This is a genomic window from Bacillota bacterium (assembly GCA_012842395.1).
Classification (GTDB): domain Bacteria; phylum Bacillota; class SHA-98; order UBA4971; family UBA4971; genus UBA6256.
In genome coordinates this window covers 1-17,205 of the sequence record DUSX01000030.1, presented here as the reverse complement: position 1 = coordinate 17,205, position 17,205 = coordinate 1, and the positions used below count along the sequence as shown (strand labels likewise).

At 57.2% G+C, this 17,205-nt stretch carries 9 protein-coding genes; 4 read left to right on the top strand and 5 right to left on the bottom strand.

Annotation, left to right across the window (positions count from 1 at the left end; translation table 11 throughout):
- Window positions 1-12: 12 nt before the first annotated feature.
- Window positions 13-2,034, bottom strand: coding sequence for a UvrD-helicase domain-containing protein (locus GX515_08900; protein HHY33113.1), 2,022 nt, complete (start codon window positions 2,032-2,034; stop codon window positions 13-15).
- Window positions 2,027-4,075, bottom strand: a complete 2,049-nt coding sequence (locus GX515_08895; GenBank protein ID HHY33112.1) for an AAA family ATPase — start codon at window positions 4,073-4,075, stop codon at window positions 2,027-2,029. The genes GX515_08900 and GX515_08895 overlap by 8 nt, the downstream gene beginning before the upstream one ends.
- 279 nt (window positions 4,076-4,354) lie before the next feature.
- On the opposite strand from GX515_08895, the gene GX515_08890 reads away from it, so the two are divergent.
- From GX515_08890 to GX515_08880, 3 genes are all read left to right on the top strand, one after another.
- The gene (locus GX515_08890) at window positions 4,355-4,714 is read left to right on the top strand and encodes a hypothetical protein (GenBank protein ID HHY33111.1); all 360 of its coding nucleotides are present in this window, start codon (window positions 4,355-4,357) and stop codon (window positions 4,712-4,714) included.
- A 221-nt stretch (window positions 4,715-4,935) separates the two neighbouring features.
- Entirely contained in the window at window positions 4,936-7,131 is a 2,196-nt protein-coding gene (locus GX515_08885) for an AAA family ATPase (GenBank protein ID HHY33110.1), read from the top strand.
- 354 nt (window positions 7,132-7,485) lie between these two features.
- Complete coding sequence (locus GX515_08880; GenBank protein HHY33109.1) at window positions 7,486-11,136, top strand: AAA family ATPase; 3,651 nt, start codon at window positions 7,486-7,488, stop codon at window positions 11,134-11,136.
- Window positions 11,137-11,309: 173 nt separating this feature from the next.
- Here GX515_08880 and GX515_08875 read toward each other — a convergent pair whose 3' ends face one another.
- Window positions 11,310-13,067, bottom strand: coding sequence for an ABC transporter ATP-binding protein (locus GX515_08875; protein HHY33108.1), 1,758 nt, complete (start codon window positions 13,065-13,067; stop codon window positions 11,310-11,312).
- A gap of 611 nt (window positions 13,068-13,678) precedes the next feature.
- On the opposite strand from GX515_08875, the gene GX515_08870 reads away from it, so the two are divergent.
- A complete protein-coding gene (locus tag GX515_08870; protein HHY33107.1) occupies window positions 13,679-15,091 on the top strand; it encodes an MATE family efflux transporter in 1,413 nt (470 codons plus the stop codon).
- 226 nt (window positions 15,092-15,317) lie between these two features.
- Here the strand turns inward: GX515_08870 and GX515_08865 are convergent, their stop codons facing one another.
- A complete protein-coding gene (locus GX515_08865) occupies window positions 15,318-15,611 on the bottom strand; it encodes a hypothetical protein (GenBank protein ID HHY33106.1) in 294 nt (97 codons plus the stop codon).
- Window positions 15,604-16,668, bottom strand: a complete 1,065-nt coding sequence (locus GX515_08860) for a hypothetical protein (protein ID HHY33105.1) — start codon at window positions 16,666-16,668, stop codon at window positions 15,604-15,606. Before GX515_08860 ends, GX515_08865 begins: the two co-directional genes overlap by 8 nt.
- Window positions 16,669-17,205 lie beyond the last annotated feature (537 nt).

The window sequence follows — 17,205 nt, the reverse complement described above, 5'->3', positions numbered from 1 at the left end:
ATGTGGACGCGGTCACAGCCACACTGGATCTCCATCGGTAACCCGGGCAATCCGCCAGTGCATGGACTTCAGCCGATCGAGTTCTCCCTTCCGGAAAGCATCTTCTCTCATGGCAAGACACAGGAGATGACTGGGCCGCGTCATCGCGACATAGTGTTGCTTAAGTCGGAGTAGAGTCACCGGACGCTCGGTTCCTTTGCCCGATTTTGCCCCAAGGAGCCAAGGTATGAGCGTCGCGAGATGGTGCTTCCCCCTGTAGTAGGTGTCAAGAACAAGCGTAGCCGTGTGAGTCTGCCCTTTCATCGAATGAATAGACCCTACGCGGATATGCACCTTCGGTGCCAGGGCAGGATACCGGAAAACGTTGTCACGCTGCCGCGAGGCGCCCGTCGTTTGACCGCCATCATCCGGTATCGGCCATTCCAGGAAGCGCTGGACATCTTGCGAAGCAGCGGATGTATTGCCTATTGCCGCGGCGATGTCTGTGATGACGGCCGACCACCTTCCGCACCAGTCCTCAACAGTCGGACCGCGTTCGTCAATGGTAAGCGCTGTAACGAGTTCAAGATATGCTGCCCTAAGGTCCGGCCTGTCGGCCAGTAATTCAAGGACATACCGGTGCTTTCGTGTTGTGGTGACTAGGTTCACCGTTGGGTTCAAGATCCGTACCGATTGCAGGATTCCGTCAGCTATCTTCTCGACGATCCAATGACACTCGCCGGACTCCCGTGCCAGCCTCCGACCTGCTTCGACATACTGACGGAACGTGCTTGGCTTCGGCTCCGTGCGGGTCAGCTCGGGGTCGTAATCTCGCCAGTAGTCGCGGACTGAGTGAGGCAGGCTGTCGTTTGCCTCAGGCCTATGAACAGCGCCCACAGCAGTGAACGTCCCAGCCCGCAGCTCGCTATCTGAGAAAACCTCCATGAGGTAGCCAGCATAGCTTGGGAGCACGTTGAGGATGGTCTGATCGCTAAAGACAAAGATGGCGTGCTTACCCGTTGTGTCAGTTGTTATGGTGTCTCTACGAGGGCCGCAGCCAACAAGGCCCTGAGGTTCAAGCGCCAGAGGATTGGCGATGTCGGCGATCTCCTGACCAAATCGGTGGCTGTTCGGAATACTCACGCAGACCGATGGGTCGGGAAATGGGTCGGTAGTTGCACCCTCGGTCTGACCGATGTTTTGGTAGATCCCCTGATTTGTATCGCCAAAACGTTGGCGAACAACAGGGTGGTCTCCATCCATGAACAACCGAAACAATAGACGCGACTGCATCTCGCTGTTGTCCTGTACCTCGTCGATGAAGACAGCCGGAAAGCGATCTCTCACGGCGTTTCGAATGCTAGGCACCTGGTCAAGAAGCTCATTCGCCCAGACAAACATCTCATCGTAGCAGAAGAATCCTTCCTCACACACTGTCTTGCACGCAGCTTGAATGGCCTGGTAGATGAGAGTGGTTTTCCCCAGCTTGCCCCCACGCCAATTCACATCTCCCACGCTGAAATCGCTGGCAGAGATCGTGAGGATGCTCGGGTCTTTCCTGGCTCGTCTCAAGGCGTGCCGATGGTTCGAAGAGAGTCTTTTCCACCGACGACCCCGGCTTACCTCGTCGTCGATCATTCGTATCGGAAGCGGCTTAGAGCGAAGCCATGGTATCGCCAGGAACTCGTTCACGAATGCATGGATTGTGCCAATAAAGTGAGGATAGGAGAGCAGACGCCTTCCCTCGGGGCTATTGCCTAGGCGGTTCTCTATCTCCTGCCTGGCAGCATTCGTGTGCGAGAGTACGCAAAGGCCACGATGTGGGTCTGTCCATTTTCGCGACAGAATGGCAAGCTTCGCGACGAGTAGAGTCGTCTTGCCACTACCTGGGCAAGCCTCAACGTCCAGAGTTTCGACGCATTTGAGGATTTCCAATCGGGGATCGTTGCCATCATGGCCAGAAAATGCGTCCGACGGAAGACCCAGCAGCTGGCATACCCAGCTGACATCCTCGTCGCTGATGGCCGGCAGTGTGAATCGTGAGGAGTCATGCATGCAGTGCACCCTCCTCTCCGCCGCCCACTCCGTTGCTGGTAGTACCAGTGACATAGTCGATTGCTCCAACAAGATATGGTGGTAGAATAGACCGCCAGCCGTCTGGCGGCAATGGCTCCTTTCTCTGTCGTTCTTGCAGTAGGTGTGCAAGATACTGAGCTGCAGTGGCCTTCGAGATGCTTGAGTCCAACACGAAGGGTGCGTACACGCGTGACGCCAGTTCCTCCTTCGACAGGCCTTGATCCAACAGGTCCTCGAATGCGCGCGACGCTTCGCAGATCACACACTCGAGCGACGTCTTGCCTGTGCTAATCTGGTCATCTGCCTGAGCCAGATGCGCGGCAGCCCAGACTTCCTTGGCCAGCCCGAAGAAAGCCAAATCGTATTCCAAAGTCCATTGATCTGCGACGAATGTCTCAACACACTGACCACTGGCCCTCTTCCGGATCGCATCCCGACGCTCTCGAAGCATATCCTCCGTCAAATCCCTCTTGGCCAGCCAGCGACGGCTACTTCTGGTGGGCCAGCCTTCATCAGCCTTGACCTTCCCGATGATTTCCGGTGCACAGTCTGGCATCACATCGAAGTCTGCCACGCAGGCGACGGGAATGCTGATCATTCCGTCTCTCTCAGGATCCTTGCGCTGAAAGATGCGGGCAAACCGACGCAGACCAGTGCCGCCCACATTGACTATGGACACACCATACTCAGTGAAATCCCGCCCAAGCAGTTCGGCAATGGTAGGCAAGAGGATATTCTCGGCATCACCCTCGACTATCATTACACCGCGGGCAAAGAACAGGTTCGCTTTTGTAACGTCAAGGAATCGCCTGAGGAACCCGTAGTCCGACTTGTCGAGTTTCGTGTTGCCGAACGCCAGCGAGTATGCCTTGCCCTCATGCAGTAAGACAAGGTTGTCCAAATCAATTGCTGACGCGAGGTTCGGGCTATGTGTCGTGACAATGATTTGGATGCCGTGTCCCTTGGGGTCGCCTGTTTGCTCAGCAAGGTATCGCTGGCTAACGCTCTCCTGAAGAAACTGCATGAGGCGAAGTTGTCGTTGTGGGTGAAGATGCGCCTCCGGTTCCTCGATGAGTAACAGCGGGAACCCATCTTCTTCTGACCCCAGGAGTAGTAGCTCGCAAGCCATGAACAACAGATTGTTGGATCCAAGGCCGTGATTGGGCGGAATGCTCTCACCTGTCCCATTGCGCAGTTCAAGGTCGAGCTTCTCCAGCAGCTGACGAAGGCGCGAACTCGCATCTCCTCTTGACCCGCTTACCGAAATGTGCCCTTCCAACGGACTGCCGCTGAACGAAAGCGGCTTGAGGAATTGATCATTTAATCGTTTGCGTGCGGCCTGAATCCCCTCGTGATTACTCAGAAGCTCATCTGCGAGCCTGCCTATCCCGAGAACGCTCAACTTGGCGAGCTCCTTAGGTGGTCCCTTCTCGGGATCGTAGTCCTCGCCGTATTCTTTGACTTCTTTGGCGTTCTGCAGGATCTGGGAGAGGCGCGAACCGCGACCGGAGGCCAGCGCGCGCTCGGCATCACGTAATGGTCTGAGATAAGTCGATCGCAGAAAGTCTCTGCATTCACGGTCAATCTGAGGACCGTCTCCTGCCTTTCCTGATCGCGTCTCGAAGAGCACAGATCGCCTTTGGCTGGTTCCTCTAGCTGTCTCAGTAGCCTTCCAGTTCACATAGAGGACGGGGACTCTCGTGCCGTTCTCGTCCTCATAGGTTAGGTGCTCCAGAAAAGTCCCGAGCTCCTGCCGAGTGAGCTTCTCAAACTTGCAGCGAATCCGTATCTCCGTTGACCGCGAGCCGTCCACAGCCTGGTGAAAGTCGTCTTCATCGATCCTGATCGTCTCTTGATCACGAGTGCCGAGGGCAAGTCTAAGGGCATCTATAACAGCAGTCTTACCAGCATCATTCTCCCCGATGAGCGCGGTTAGACCTGGCCTGACAGGAAGCACTAGCGCGTTCTTCCCCTCTCCGAACATGCGGAAATTCTCGATGCGCAACTCAGTAAGCAGCACATTAAGTCACCCCCAGTTACGTCCGGTCCGGCAGTCAGCGATATTGGCTTCGGTGCGCCGGCCTACGGTCGCTGTCGGTCCTCAGGAGTGATGGTTGGGGTGAAATGAATGTCGACGCGTGGCGTAGAAGATGGCTGTGGCCTTGGCAACCTCGCATGGTACTGTCGCTAGGCCCCGAGTACTGACACACGACCAGCCGCCAAGAATCGGTAGGACAGAGAACACGATCCATTCGTGATCAATCGACGGTTTCGACATGATACCGCTTGATCCTGCTGAGTGCCAAGAAACAATGGGTGGAGCAGCATTGCGGTCACGGAAGCCGAGGGCCGCGATGGTTTCGATAGAAAGGCGGAGGAGTTCGGCAGGAAGGCATGCGAACGCAAGGATGTTGCGTGCGTGCTCAGTAATGCCTTGTATCCGGGACTGTCGGCGGAGATGAGGGAAGCTACGGACCGCTCAGAGAAGGTCAAGGCCGCTGCGAACTGTAGGGAGGAATGCGAGGCGGACTGCAAGGGGGCCGCCAGGGCAAACTCGTTCCGGCGGTATCTCATGTGCCATCCTGCGTCCCACCTTATGGGCTATCTTACGAAGGAGAGCAACAACCCTTCGCGAAATAAGCGAAATGAGAAGACATGAGGCCAAAACCAATGACGCTGCGTTGGCGCGACTGGTCGTGTCGAGAGCCCACCACCGGTACCACCGTGGGGGCCTTACCGGATGAGCGCGGGGGGCGTGCGGGAGCGTAGGCGCGTCGCGGAGGATGGCGTGGTATCGCAGGTCGCCTTCACATCCGGCACACCCGCATCGTCGGCGGATCCTGCCGCAAGTATACTTTCAGCGACTCTGGGGGTGGGATTGTGGCTAAGCTGTATCCCGCAAAGCTCGGAAACCACGTCAAGAGCATGGCAGAACGCCGCTTCCACGAAGAATGCAGACGCTTACCGGACGATTTCGTGGCGATGTTCGGATTGTCCCTCTTCCCGAGAGCAGGGTCCGAAGCCGAGGCCGACGTGATTATCGGCGACACGACCTGGGGCTACTTGGTCGTTGAGATAAAGGGTGGTGCGATCGAATTCGACCGGGAGACTGGTACGTGGTACAGCACCAGCCTGAACGGCAAGAGACACGAGATAAAAGACCCCGTGCGACAGGCGCAAGACAATGCGCATGCGATCGAAAGAAAGCTAAAGACCGATCCCCGCACGTCAAACATTCAGTACAGATTTGGCTGGGCTGTAGCCTTTCCCGATGTATCGATCTCCGGCAATCAGCAGGTCGGCCCGATACCCAGGGAACGCATCATCGACTCGAATGACCTGAGGCATCTCGAAACCAGGCTGGGACAGATCGAAAGGCAATTGGGCGCACCTAAGTGGAATGACGTCGCTTCCGGCAAGAAGGCTGTTGACGCGCTTGTCGAAGTCCTCTGCCCCGCTGTGCGGCTGCCGGTTGATTTGTCGCGAGTCATTGACGAGATTGAGGGAGGCATCTCACGCCTCACGGAAGCCCAGGTCAATATACTCACCGCCCTTGAGCAGCAGAAAGAGGCGCTTATAAGTGGGTGTGCAGGCTCCGGGAAGACATTCCTAGCAATGATAAAGGCTCAGCAATTCTACGAGCAGGGTCTGAGTGTTCTATTGACGTGCTTTAATAGACCGCTTGCCGATTGGATCAAGCCGGAGCTCCACACAAGGATCAGAAGCAGCACGGGCAATCTTCCGGACCTACTGAGACTGGAAGTGGGGACCTTTCATAGCCTTTGCCGGTCTTTAGCTGCGAGAGCAGGCCTCAACGAGATCGCTAGTCAGCTTGACCCACGTAGATTCGGACGAGACGACCCGCAATGGGCCGAGGCTCTTACGAAGGCAGCCGAGCGCCTGGGTCCGCAATTCGATGCAATCATTGTGGACGAGGGTCAGGACTTCGACGAACTCTGGTGGGTGCCCCTGGATTTGCTTCGCAGGAAGAATGGGGCGTTCTACATCTTCTATGACGACAACCAACGGCTGTACTCGGCAAAGCGCTGCTGGCCTATTGGCGGCCCGTCATACCTCCTGCCTCAGAGCGTGCGCTTTACCAGGCCAATTCATGATATGGTAGTCAAACTCTATCAAGGCCGTACTCCTAACCCTCCAGACGTGCCGGGACCCGAGCCCCGGATATACTTGGGAGGCGGGATTAGCGAGAATCCGAAGCTATTGAGTCAGGTTTTGCATGAGTTCTTCGTGGAGAGACATCTGAGCCCTCGAGACTTCGTCATTTTGACGCCGTTGGCGGGGAAGTCTCAGCTCTCCGAGGGAAAGCGGGTCGGCAATTACATCCTTACGTGGGACCCACGCAATGTAAAAGAAAACGGCCGGCATGTGCTCGTATCGTCCATCTGGAGATTCAAAGGGCTTGAGCGACCTGGGGTTGTCCTGGCCGAGATCGAGGTTCTAGGCGGCTGGGGCTGGGATGCGCCCGTGAGGACCGCTCTTCTGTACACTGGGATGTCTCGCGCACGGGCAATACTCACTGTCCTCGGCGGGCAACCCGAGTGGTTCGAGTCCATCGAGGCCGAAGCGCTGTCGCCCGATAAGGAGCGCAGCCTGGCCACGGTTATCGCGCAGATCGAAGGCGGCGTCGAGCCATCGAGGCGGGAATCCGATGCTAACGCAAGCGACGTCTCGAATGGCGGTCCCGACGAAGACGAACACCCTGACAAGGACGAAATCGAGCCCAAGGACGAAGTCGAGTCTTCAGTCTCAAGGTCAGACCACGGGCCCGACGCTCGCCCCCATGAGACACAGAGCGCCCCCGAGCCTGTCACGAGTCCGAATAATGTCAGCTACGCCGTTCTGCGCGAGTTCCCTGGTGAGGCTTGGCTCGATAATCCAGGGGTGCAAGCGGCCATCAACGCGGGGCTGGCTGCCAGAATCGATTCTCCCCCCGGACTGCTTATGCCTGCTTCAGGGGCAGCGCTCCCAACTGGTCCTTATCTAGGCATCGAGAAGGTTGCACGATTGCCGTTTTCGCAGCATGCCTGGTTCGTGAGGGTAATCCGGAAGACATGATGTGCTAATTGGCTTTGTCGGTTTGTCACAGGTGCGGTAGTAGTGCTCTGTTCCGAGGGACAGCAAGACTCTGGTTCACACAGCCATCGCGCGCCCGCGGCAGGTGGCGTACGGCTGCCTAGGAGGAAGGGCAGCACTGAGCCTCGTCAGCGGTTGTCAATAATGGGACTCTTGGACCTCACCGGCAGCCGGTGGTTTCGGCCGGGCGCGGCGGTGGTTTCGGTAGTGGTGGTTTGGAACGATTTAACGTGGCGGCGCTGACATAGCAAACGCAACACCGGTAGCTTGACCCTCGGCTGCTCGCGCCTCCGCGGCATGACGAACGCCTGACAGCGTCTGAGAGCAAGGAAACCAATGAGGGAGGTTCTCGGGATGCACATCTCAGCACGGCTCGCGTGGCACGATGATGGCTGGAACGGCTGCATCTGCCGGAACCCGGCCGCAAACACCTTCTGCGTAGGAGAATATTCGTACCCCGGGCAGCACATCGCAGAAAACCGCGACTTGAACTGGGAGAAACAGTGCGCCGGCAAACACTGTGGCAGCCTCGACCGGATCCCTCCGTGTTGCTACAGTATCAACGCTTTTGGAGCCGAAGAGGTGCAGGCCGAGGCTGAACCCCCTAGCTGGTTCAAGGACGGAACGTCGACCCGGCGATGGCCCGTGCCGCCCGCCACTGTGTGCGTCTGGCCATACGAAGAGATGTATGCGGACGATGTGCGTGTCGGGAATCGCTTCGACTACGACAGGCGCCTGGAACGTGCCCGCACATACTTCGATAGTATCAAGCCTGACCGCAGCCTGGTCTTCTACTACGCAAACTACTCCAACCCGTTCAGCGAGGACGAGATGAAGCGGTACGTGCTCGTGGGCCTTTCGAGGGTGCAGTCGGTAGGCGATGAGCTTTTCTACGAAGGATGCTCCCAACGAGTCCGGGAACGATACGGTGGTGGGTTCGTATGGCAGCGCAACATAACATCGCACTATCCGAACCAGGGGTTTCGAATCCCGTACCACAAATATCGCAACCAGCCGGAAGTGCTCGAACAGATTGCTCTCTTCCCGGACAACCCGCGAGTCTGCAAGTACGCTACCCGCCTCCTGTCTGACGACGACGCGCTTGGCCTCGTCGAGAGCTTCCTCCGGGTCGTCGAAAACCTGCGAGACATCGGGGACACTACAGAGGATTGGCGAAGCCGTACCGCGTGGCTCCAGGGACTAATCGCCGAGCTGTGGCGGCACCGAGGATTGCTGCCAGGAATGGGAGCAGTGCTCGAAGCTATCGGCTTCCCCGCTGCCATACCCTATTTCAAGAAACAAGCCCTTGATGGCCGCGAGGTGGAGGCTCACGACGCAATCTTCGGTTTCCTTGAAGGCCGCGTAAGCACGGTCCCCGGACTCGATCTGAAGCCCGACGAGGCAAAGGGTGCCCTGCGTAAGTGGAAAGTGCGGACCCCGGCCGAGCAACACTTGCTTCGCGATGTATTGCCACGTTTTGATCTAGAGTCCGCACAAATCTGCAGCATTCTCTCTGAGAACAGGGAAGAGAACGGCATCACTGCCGACCTTGACGCCATAGCGAATAACCCCTATATCCTATGCGAGCAATACCTCGGCAACGACCCTGATGACATCATACCGTGGGGTACAATCGACCGTGGCATGATTCCTTCTCCGGACCTGGGTTGCGACTCTCGCGCCGCGGTCGACGACCCACGGCGTCTGAGAGCGCTGCTCGTGGATGCTCTGAAGAGGCAAAGCGCCCACTGCTTCGCGGCTGCCGATCAGCTGATCGAGAGTGTCAACCGACGGTTGAGCGCACTGCCGGAATGGAAACGGTGCGCCTTTCGTGAGCGGCACCTCGAGGTTGACGCGGATGTGATGCACGGAGCGCTCCATATCCGTCGCGAGGGCGATCGGACTTACCTGTACCTCCGCACTGTGTACGAAGACGAGCGGAGGCTGGAGGAAGACCTCCGCTTTCTCCTCGGAGGTCCCGACATCCAGCCGCAATTCCCGGTCACCAGGCAAAGCTGGCGCGACTATTTGTACGACCCGCAGAGCGTTCTTGCCGGACTGGCCGAACAAGACTACCGAGAAGCAATCGAGCGCCAGGCGGAAGCCTGTGAGAAGATCTTCCGGAAGCCGCTCGGCGTCTTATGCGGGGAGGCAGGTACCGGCAAGACCACGGTGGTGAGAGCTATCGTGAAGGCCATCAAGAAGGGACACGGCGCAGGCGCGTCGGTGATCGCGCTCGCACCCACCGGGAAGGCCACTGACCGAATCCGAGAAGTGCTCGAGGCAGATGACGCTCTCAGAGGAAAAGTGGAGGTTGCAACTATACATTCTTTCCTCGCACGCCACGGATGGCTGAATCCCAACATGTCCTTCAAGCGCCAGGGAGGACAAATCGAAGACCAGTACTCCACGTATATCCTCGATGAATGCTCGATGCTAGACCTCTCGCTCGCAGCAGCCTTCTTCCGGTCCGTGAGATGGTCGTCCGTACAGCGTTTGATTCTCGTTGGCGATCCGAACCAGCTTCCCCCGATCGGCCGTGGGCGTGTATTCGGCGACATCATCAAGTACCTCGAGAAGGACTATCCGGAGAATGTCGCGGTGCTCACTGAGAACCTACGTCAGGCGCAAGGGAGGCTGACCGGGGGCGGCACCGGGATCATCGACCTGGCGAAGTGCTACCTGCGTACGGCGCTCCGCGATGCCAAGAACGAGGATGCCAGCACGGCAGCGGAGATCATGCTCCAGCGGGTCCAGGAAGGGGGCGACATCGACCACGACCTCCGCGTTCTGTACTGGAGCAGCCAGGCAGAGCTGAACGACCTCCTCATCAGCCAGATCGAACAGGACATGAGGACTGACCTGGAACGTAGACCGCCTCGCGGCAAGAGCAAGCCAGTGGAGGACGAAGACAAACCGTGGGTACTCTGGAGCCAAGCATTCGACAGGCGTCCCGACTATCTTCAGATCATTACTCCCTACAGGGGCGAGTTCTTCGGAACGGAGGAGATCAATCGAATCTGCCAGGAGCGGCTCCGCAAGAGCCTCCTCAGTAAGGTGGGAGCGATCGACGGCATCACGCTTTTCGACAAGGTTATCCAGGTTGTCAACCGCCCGCGCTCCAGGCCGATTAAGGCCTGCTACAAATGCGGAAAGGGCAAGCCCGAGCCCATTGAGGTCTTCAACGGACAAATCGGTTTCGTCGTGCGCCACCCCCTTGATCGCGACAAGGAGCTGTCACGAAGTCTTCGCCTCGAGCGGTTCTGTGTCGTGTTCGCTCGCCGAGAAGGCCTACTGGTGGGCTACGGCCGCAATCTCGGCGATGGGTGCCCTGACGAATCAGTGGGTGAAAACCTCGAGCTGGCGTATGCGCTGTCGGTGCACAAGGCCCAGGGCAGCGATTTCGATCGGGTGTACCTGGTGGTTCCAGCGAGCAAGCAGGGTCTGCTCTCTCCTGAGTTGCTCTATACCGCCTTGACGCGAGCAAGAAAGCACTGCACGCTGCTGGTCGAGAGGGACGTATCCATGTTGCTCAAGATGCGACGGCGGGAGTACTCCCATCTCGAGCGCATCAACTCCTCGCTGTTCGCTTTTCGCCCCGTCCCTGACGGGTTGATGGCAGCACAGGAATGGCGTGGGCGTGAGGACGGACGCGGGCACGGCACTCTTGCTGACGTGATGGTCCGGTCGAAATCAGAGGTCATTATCGCCAACATGTTGCACGAGCGCGGCATTCCGTTTAGGTATGAGGAGCCCTTGTACGGTCCGGATGGTAGCTTCTACCTGCCTGATTTCACTATCACTTGGAGGGGAAGCGACTATTACTGGGAGCACGTAGGCCTACTAAGCCGGCCTGAGTACCGGGCTCACTGGGAGAAGAAACGCGCCTGGTATGACCGCTTCTTCCCTGGTCGGCTCATCATCACGGAGGAGTCAGGAGACCTGAGCCGGGAGGCAGACGCGATTATCCGTAAGTACTTCATTTGAACGATGTAAACGCTAATCTGATAGTTGACCACTTTTAGTGGGTCGCCGAACGAAAAGAGACCATCCCATCAGGTCCATCAGGCACGGAGATTCCGGGCCTTTCCGCGACCGGTGCAACATGCGAAACCCCGTGAGTATATGCGAAACCTCGTGAGTGTGGAGGTTGCATCCCCCTATGCCTTTTCCGGCGCAAGCCACGCTCCGTCTGAATCAACCGTGACCAATCTGGCGTACAGGCCGCCCAGAGCCATTAACTCTTCATGTGTCCCTTGCTCCACTATCTCGCCTTCATCCAGCACAATGATCCTGTCCGCACGGCGAATTGTCGAGAGACGGTGCGCGATGACTATGGTAGTCCGGCCCCGAATGAGCTTTTCCAGCGTAGCTGCGATCTTGGCTTCGGTTTCGGTGTCTACCGATGATGTCGCTTCATCCAGGATGAGAATGGGCGCATCGTAGAGGAGTGCCCTTGCTATGGCAAGCCTCTGTTTCTGTCCGCCCGAGAGCCTTACGCCGCGCTCTCCTATGTGGGTGTCGTACCCGTTCGGCATCTCTCTGATGAACTCATCAGCTCCTGCAGCTACTGCAGCGTCGACGATTTCTTCCAACGTAGCGTCAGGACTGCCGTAAGCTATGTTCTCAGCGATCGTCCCGTTAAACAAGAACACGTCCTGCAGCACCATGCTCACATTCCTGCGGAGGGAAGAGACCGTCACAGTGCGGATATCCACGCCATCCACGAGAATGCGTCCTTCGGTGGGATCGTAGAGCCTCGGGATCAAGTTGGCCATCGTTGTCTTTCCCACACCTGTCGGACCTACGAGAGCAACCATCTCGCCAGGTTTGATCTCCAGGTTTATGTTCTTGAGCACAGGGGTGCCGTCATAGTTGAAGGAGACGTTCTCATACGTTATGCGTCCTTCAACCCTACCGAGTTGGATGGCGTTGGGGGCGTCATCTATGTCGGGTTTTGTGTCGAGCACTTCGAAATAGCGGTCGGAGGCGGCCAAGGCTTGCTGAAGAGACTCGTTGAGCTGGTTAAGCCTCATGATCGGCTCATAGAAGAGGCTCACATAAAGAAGAAATCCTGTGATGTCCGCGACAGATATCTGTTCTCTGAGCGCCATCAAACCGCCCAGCAAGACAACAGCGACTGTTCCGAGACCTGCGAAGAAGTCGATCGCCCCATGGAAGCAGGCGCTTGTAGACACGGCTTTCGTTATAGCCTTAGAATGCACCATAATGCGTTTTCCCACGGACTCCATTTCTCGCTCTTCCTGCGCGAATACCTGGATCTCGCGCATCCCGCTTAGATTGTCCTGTAGGATCGCGTTCAGATCCCCCAGCTTTGCCTGGGCATAGCGAAAGAGAGGACGCACGAATCGGTTGTACGCGATGAAGCCGAGTATGATGAAGGGGATGGGCACCAAAGTGTATAAGGCCAGCCTTGGATTGATCGAGAAGAGCACGACAAAGACCCCGCCGACCGTCAGGAGGCTGACTATGGCCTCGGGGATCACGTGGGCGATCAAAGCCTCAAAAGAGGCTGTATCGTTGATTGCCCTGGACATGATCTGCCCTGTCTGAGTGGCCGAGTAGTACTTCGGAGAGAGCCTTTGCAGATGCCCGTATATCTGCTTCCGAGCCGCAGCCACACTGCCCCACCCTGCAACGTGAGTGGACCAGACTTGCAGGGCTGCGAGCGCGGGCCTGAGAGCATACACGAGGAGCAGAATCACCGACGTCTTGACTACCTGGCTCGCGCCTGCCGTTCCATGGCTGAAGCTTTCCTCAATTGTGCCGACAAGACTTCTTATCAGCCAAGGGCCTGCCAAGTTGGCGGCAGTCGTCCCCAGCATCGCTATGAAAGCCAGTACCATCCAACTCCAGTAGTCGCGCGATATTGCAATGAGACGGGTTATGTGTCGCAAAGCCGAGTCACCTCATGTTGACCTCATGTTGATCCTTCTGTGCTGAGATTTCGCCCTTTCCTGAAGAGCTCCTTCGGAAAAGCCTGCCGATATGGAAACTGGATGACCCGGTGCCCCATGCGTGCGGAGGCTAGCCCGCCCGCAGATTGCTCGCCCGCAGATTGCCGCTTGGGCGTTGCCTGACTCTTACGATGAGGGGGGAGAACCACAAGCACAGCGAATCTCTAGCAGAGGGCTATAACTCCATTCCGCGCGTCGTTCATCCACGCGTCGTTCACATTCGGCATGACTAACTGGGCCAGCCGGAACTAAAAGGAGTTGGGCAGGGTTGCCCGTGTTCAACTATGACGAAGCATACTCCAAACCCGGCCTGTACTGGGAACGAGCGCCCAATCCGTTGTGCCTGGAGACAATTACCCTCTATTCGGCGGCTGATCGGGAGCGCAAACGCGCGATTGACCTTGGGTATGGCAAGGGTAGAACCTAGTTCGGTTTGCAGGGCCTCGTCCGGTTTGCAAGGGAGGGAGGGATGGATATGAGGCAGCTTGAAACCCTACATTGCGTTATCGGCATTTAGGTGGCATAATCATCGGGGAAAAGGTGGTTGCTGCATGTTCAGGAAGCTTAACGCACTGTTCGGCGCGCAAGACATGACGGTGGGAAAGCCAAGATCTGCCTTGCTGAGGTTTTCCATACCCTTGCTCATCGGCAACCTAGCCCAGCAGATGTACAACACTACCGATTCAGTCATTGTAGGTCGCTATGTGGGTGATAAAGCTCTCTCAGCCATCGGGACGACCCTTCCTGTTATCAACCTGCTGTATGTCCTCTTCATAGCGATCTCGACGGGCGCAGGTATCATGGTTGCACAATACTATGGGGCCAAGGACAAAGAGTCGCTTTCGCGCGCAATTGGCAATGCCATCAGCCTGATCGCAGTGTCTTCGCTTCTGGTTATGGCTGTCGGCATACCTCTGGTGGATTCCCTATTGAAGCTGACAAACACGCCTGTGGAGACATTCGATATGGCCCACTCCTACCTCACCATCATCCTCTGGGGAGTCGTGTGGGTCGGATTCTATAACATATTGTCGGGAATCCTGCGTGGGCTGGGCAATTCCATCTTTCCATTGCTGACCCTGCTGCTGACGTCGTTCCTGAACATAGTCTTGGACATCTGGTTTGTCGCAGGCCTCGATATGGGAGTCGCAGGCGCTGCCGTGGCAACGGTCATTTCGATAGCCGTCTCCGCGGTGTTGTGCATTATCAGGCTGTGTAGTATGAAAGATGTCGTGAACATGGATGGCGCGAACCTAATCCCCTGCAAGAAGCTGACCGGGCAGCTACTGCGGTTGGGGCTACCGGCAGGCGTTACGCAGGCGATCTTCTCGATGTCCATGGTGTTCGTGCAGGCACTGGCCAATAGCATGGGCTATCAGGTAGTGACCTGTACAACCGCGGTCATGCGAATTGACGGCTTCGCAATGATGCCCAACTTCACCTTCGGCATGGCTATTGCTACTTTTGTCGGCCAGAACATCGGGGCGGGCAGAATGGACCGGGTCAACCAGGGAGCAAAGGACATACTGAGAATAAGCTTGACTACGTCCTTTGTGCTGGTGGCCTTATTGTTGTTGTTCGGCAAGAACTTGATAACCATGTTCACCACAACCGAGGAGATCATCCGCCTGGGCGTAAGGCAGATCCGCATATTGGCCGCGGGATACGTGGCCATGGCGGTCTCCCAGGTCTTCGGAGGCATCATGCGCGGAGCCGGCGACACCATGCCGCCCATGTGGATTTCGATGTTCACCACTGTCGTAGTGCGTGTGCCCGTTGCGTATCTCTGGGCATGGCTTACCAGAAGCCAAACGTACCATGCAGGGTCCCCCGATGCGCTGTTCTTCTCGCTTCTCATAAGCTGGACCGCCGGGGCAGTCGCCAATTACCTTTGGTACCGTCGAGGGACCTGGCGAAACAAGTCTCTCATCCCATCTTCAAGACCCTTGACTGCTTTCGAGTGACGGCTTTTGCAGCTCAAACGTTCGACGATCGACGCCTACCAGGCGCGCGTTTCGGCAATCGTTAGCCCTTAAGGAGAAGGTATGCGGCCCTAACCAGCTTTGGGAGATGGCCGTTAAATGCGGCTACGTCACAGAGGATGCAGTTGCCGGACACGACAAAGCTGAGCGGAGTCCGAAGCTAAACGGAGTCGCAGTAACCTCGTCCCCCTCGCCGATGCTGGAGGTCCTATTCTCTTACATCCCCGTTTTGAACCAGCAGCCCCTCATATTCCTCACGTGACATGGGGCACTCGATCAGTCGTCTGAATTGAGCATAGGACAGCCGGCACTGATCAGCCATCTTGTGAAGGATGAATTCTGAGAGGTCCCTGTGGCTGGACCCGTGACTTATCTCGGTCCACACCGACGTCTTCTTTCCGCCGCGCGTGTAGAACACGAACTTGCGGTGACTGCCATTTGACCGCCGAAACCCCTTCTTGTGTAATGCGCTTTCCACGTCCCTACGGTTCGCCTCACCCATTCCCCACCGAAGCCTCCTCGATCATCCCACGAAGACGTTCCGAGAGCTCTCTTGCGTCCTGAGACAACTCGTCGTGAGGTGCGAGCACATACTCCTTCCACAACCAGACGAGATCGGAAAAGAGCTTCTCCACAGCGTCCTCACGCGTGGCGCCCGATGCGACGATGTGCAAGTCGGGCAGTTCGAACACGACCTCCCCGTTCTCAAATGATGGCTTGACTGACTCCGCCCGCCTGAGAACGAGCCTCCCCCCAGCAGTCTCGATTGATTTGAGCACAAGCGGTCGAAGGTCAAGGGCACGGATGTCGGAAACATTGACGATCTTGTCAGGAAACCCGTTCGCATCGAGTTGGACCCTGCCGGTCACATGGACGATTCCTTTCAGATTCTCCACGATCAGGTCCTCCAGTTCAGGGTCGTAGTAGCAGTCCAGCACGCGGCTTGTCGGCTGATAATAGATCCCAAGCTTGTGCTCGTCCAGATGTATACGCACAAGCTCGCCGCTAACGGTCATCTCCTCGAATCCCGGTTCAGCAAGGAGTTTGACTATTTGCGCGCGGGTCGCGGCTGAAAGAGTTGCCGTACTCCCTTTGGGCTCGCGACTGACGGTTAGGTGCCACTGGTCCCCCTTCTTCGGGCAATAAGCCTCCAGGGACCGGAGTATCCTCCTCCGCCATGTCGTGTCAGGAAACAGCGCTGACAGCGTGCGGTCGCCGGATTCCGAAAGGGCACCCAGAAGGGCCGTGTACTTCTCAAGCACCGCCGTCCGCCCGTTGGGTTCGAATGGTAGAGACGCTTGCACGGGGGGTGCAAACATGGCTTCAATGGTATATGCGCTGTTGTGCTCCGCCGTGCGTATCAACTGGTACTGCGTCCGAATATCGTCGGGCACGCGAGCCCTCGTGCGTACATCGCGGCCGGATTCGGCCATCGCGATGTAGTAAATCGTGCTCTGCAGGCCGCTGAAGACTGTCGCAAGGAGTAGCAGCGGTACCCCTTCTCTGATCTCTTCCCCGTCAATGGTTATGCGAAGACTGTGTTCTGCCATCGGCATCACCCGGTCGGCCTCTTTTCTGGGTCCGGTTGGAGAGCGACGCTCTGTCCGGACAGCATACTTGACGGTTTAGTCTTACGCCCCCTTCCTTCAGAACATGCGACGTTTCAAGCATCCAGAGCCCATGCCACGACCGATGACGAGAAACCGACGATGATCCAAACATATCCAGTAGCCTACTTCGACAAGACATCGCTTGATCCTGCCGCGCGTCAATGAACCTTTCGATGCCTCTACGGCAACCGCTCTCGCCCTGCCACCGTCGCGAAAACTGCACCCGGGCCTATTGCATCTCCTCGAGCGCCCGCTCGAGGACGCAGGCGACGTAGTCGATCTCCTCGGCAGTGAGGTGGTTGTGGAACGGGATGGCGATGCTCGTGCGCCCAGCGAGCTCCGTCACCGGGAGGTCCCCCTCCTTCCCAACCTGCCTTGCACGTAATACTCCCATCTGGTATCATATATGGTGCCCTGTGGAATACTCACGGAGGGAAAGGGCTTGAGCAAACGCGATAAGCGCATAGAGAGATGGCGTAACAACCC

What these genes read in the sequence shown, in the direction of transcription:
- GX515_08900 (HHY33113.1), bottom strand. Translation starts at nt 2,034, where the DNA reads ATGCATGACTCCTCACGATTCACACTGCCGGCCATCAGCGACGAGGAT.
- GX515_08880 (HHY33109.1), top strand. Translation starts at nt 7,486, where the DNA reads ATGAGGGAGGTTCTCGGGATGCACATCTCAGCACGGCTCGCGTGGCAC.
- GX515_08870 (HHY33107.1), top strand. Translation starts at nt 13,679, where the DNA reads ATGTTCAGGAAGCTTAACGCACTGTTCGGCGCGCAAGACATGACGGTG.
- GX515_08865 (HHY33106.1), bottom strand. Translation starts at nt 15,611, where the DNA reads ATGGGTGAGGCGAACCGTAGGGACGTGGAAAGCGCATTACACAAGAAG.